Consider the following 2880-nt stretch of genomic DNA (forward strand, 5'->3'; position numbering starts at 1 on the left):
ATCCATGGGTGCCAGGCCTCGGAGATGGGCCGGTGGCGGTGGAGGTTGTGCAGGAGGGTGGGGTAGGGCGGGAGTGTGCCGCGGCGGAACTCGGCGGTTTCGGCGCGGGTGTTGTGGCGGCCGAGGAAGGCCAGCATGGCCCCGGCAGTGTCCGCGTCGGTTGCCCAGAAGTCGTGGATGACCAGGCGCATGCCGTGCCGTTCTCGCCGTTTCATCGCGAGGGAGAGCAGCCCGGCGGTGGGCTGGCCCGGCTTGGCGAAGCGGTAGGTCGTCAGGCTGTTCTTCTGCTCTTTCCAGGAGGCCCACCAGATGGGCCGGGAGACGGGGCCGTTCCACTGCCGGGCGAGATTCCTCTGGAGTTCCTGGGCGCCCGGTGTGAGCCCGTGCTCGATCTCGAAGTCCCCCGGGGTGAAGGACCGCTTGAGGTCGTCCGTGGCGACGGACCAGGCGAACACCGGCACGGGCGCCTCCCAGCCCATGCGGCGGGCGTAGCCGGTGGAGGAGGTGGAGAGGGCGGAGATCACCGCGCCTCGTTCCCGGAGAGGGCGCAGGCGCTCGGCCGTCATGCGGGCCGCCAGGTGGTCGCCGCGNNCGCCCCCGAAGAACTGGTCGACCAGCAGGCCGAGTCCGCCGGCGACGACCCGGCCTGCGCGGGTGGCGACCTGGAGGTTGGCGTGGTCGCGGAGGTGGGTGATATCGCCGACGGGGTGGCCGTAGCTGCGGGTGGCCAGCTGGTCGTACTGCGCCCACAGGGCGTCGTCGGCCGATACGAAGGACAGCTGCTCGCTCATCGTTCGCCCTTCTAGTAGTGGGCTGCGGCCCGGGCGCTGTCGGGGTCGGTGGGGACGAGGAAGGTTCGGGTGAAGACCGCAACGCGCTTGCCGTCCTGGTTGAGGCCGGAGGTCCGGCAGGTCACGAGCCCGTTGCGCGGGCGGGACTGGGAGGGCCTGCGGGCCAGGATCTCGGTCTCCGCGTAGAGGGTGTCGCCGACGAAGACGGGGTTCTCGAACCGGACGTCGTCCAGGCCGAGGTTGGCGGTGGTCAGGCCGCTGGTGCTGCGTACGGTCATGCCCGCGACGATGTTCAAGGTGACGCCACTGCACACCAGCGGTCGGCCCCACTCGGTGGTGCTGCTGTAGTGGGCGTCGGTGTGGATCGGTGCGACGTTGCCGGTCAGCGCCGTGCCCAGGAGGTTGTCGGTCTCGGTCACCGTCCGCCCCGGCCGGTGCTCGATGACCAGGCCGAGGCGGAAGTCGTCGTACCCGAAGCCGACGTTCTCCCGGATGCGGCCGTCTGTGACCTGCCGATACCCCTGTGGCAGTACCCCCTTCGCCCAGCATCCCGGGTCCGTTCGGTGGGCGGCATCAGCGGTCCACCTCGCTCACCAGGGCCTTCGCCTTGGCGAAGAACGGGGCGCCGACCATCCGTCCGCCGACCGAGGTGATCCCGCTGCGGCTGGCCTGGCCGGCGGCGAGGATCGCGCGGGCTTGATCGATCTCCTCCTTGGAGGGTGCGAAGACCTCGCGGATCACCCGGGCCTGGCGGGGGTGCACGGCGCCCTTGCCGTGGAAGCCGAGCTGCTTGCTCTGTTCGGCCTCGCGCCGCAGCGCGTCGGGGTCGTTGAGGTCGAAGACCGGGGCGTCGATGGCCGGGATTCCGGCGGCGGTTGCGCTGTTCACCAGGGCGGAGCGGGCGTAGAGCAGGGAATCCCAGTCCAGTGCGCAGCCGACGGCCGCGGCGTAGTCCGCTGACCCGAAGATGACGCCGCCCAGTCGAGGGGCGCTCAGGATCGCTGGGAGCCGCTCGAAGGCTCGGGGGGTCTCGATCAGCGCCCAAATGCCGGGGGTGTGGGTGTCGGTGTCGAGGACTCCTGCCACGATTTCGATGTCGCGGGCCGATTCGACCTTCGGGACGATCACGACGGTGGGCTTGCGCGGATAGGTGGCGAGGGCGGCGAGGTCGCGGACCCCGTCCAGGGTCGTGGGGGAGTTCATGCGCAGCCCGAGGGTGCACGGCGTGGCCGGGCGGTCGAAGAATCGCTGCGCGCTGATCCGGGCGGCCTGCTTGTCCGCGGGGGCTACGGAGTCTTCGAGGTCGACGAGGGCGACATCGGCGCCGCAGGTCTGTGCGGCCTCGAATCGGCCGGCCCGCAGGCCCGGGGTNNCCGGGGTGATGATCCAGGCCCGCATGGGGTGGTTCTTGATGTCCACGGTCGGGCTCACCTTCCGTTGCGCTTCTGCTCGACCAGGAGGTCGAGCTGGTGGAGGGGTTGCGGCGCTCTCGATCTCGCTTTCGGTGATGGTCACGCCCAGGCGGTCTTGGAGGAGTACGGAGAGCTCGACGGTGGCCAGCGAGTCCAGCCCCGCCTTCTCCAGGCTGGTGGTTTCGGTCAACTGGGCTTCGGGAAGCTTGAGTTCATCCAGCAGGAGGATTCTCAGGTCGCGGTTCACGGCGCTTGCCTTTCGGTGGAGGTTGTGGGGCTGGTTTCGTCGGCGCGGGTCAGGTCCTGTTTCAGCTGCCGGGCGACGTCGCCGATCAGGTCTTCCTGGCCCGCGACCGCCTGGCGCTTGCCGAGTTCGAAGAGCAGTTGGATGGGGTCGACGCCCTGGCGGCGGGCGGTTTCCAGGACGGGCTTTTTGAAGCCGGAGAAGACGCCGGCGAGGCCGCTGACGAGGCTGATCGAGTCGATCGTCGGTGGCGCCGGCATCAGGTGTTCCTCGGCGGTGTCCGCGGCCGCCAGCAGACGGCGCAGGTCGATGCCAGTGGAGTGGCCGAGGCGGTCCAGCACAGCGACCAGGACTTCGAGTTGGGTGTTCCCGGCCCCGGCGCCGAACCCGCGCGCGGTGGCGTCGATGATGCTCGCCCCGGCCCGTACGGCGG

General features: G+C 70.2%; 3 protein-coding genes and 2 pseudogenes. All 5 read right to left on the reverse strand.

What is annotated here, in order from left to right:
• On the reverse strand, positions 1-590 hold a 590-nt coding region (locus AOK16_RS19880), incomplete at both ends, for a GNAT family N-acetyltransferase (RefSeq protein ID WP_478072423.1).
• Between the two features lie 212 nt (positions 591-802).
• The gene (locus AOK16_RS19885) at positions 803-1321 is read right to left on the reverse strand and encodes a MaoC family dehydratase (RefSeq protein ID WP_055473556.1); all 519 of its coding nucleotides are present in this window, start codon (positions 1319-1321) and stop codon (positions 803-805) included.
• Between the two features lie 43 nt (positions 1322-1364).
• Positions 1365-2162, reverse strand: a 798-nt coding sequence (locus AOK16_RS19890; protein WP_205627739.1) for an HpcH/HpaI aldolase/citrate lyase family protein, incomplete at its 5' end; no start/stop codon positions are given.
• A 2-nt stretch (positions 2163-2164) separates the two neighbouring features.
• Positions 2165-2450 (reverse strand): annotated as a pseudogene (locus AOK16_RS29340) (acyl carrier protein); the annotation flags it as partial.
• Positions 2447-2880: pseudogene (locus AOK16_RS19895) on the reverse strand (hypothetical protein); the annotation flags it as partial. The pseudogenes AOK16_RS29340 and AOK16_RS19895, both read right to left, overlap by 4 nt.

This window comes from Streptomyces pathocidini (assembly GCF_001418495.1).
GTDB lineage: Bacteria > Actinomycetota > Actinomycetes > Streptomycetales > Streptomycetaceae > Streptomyces > Streptomyces pathocidini.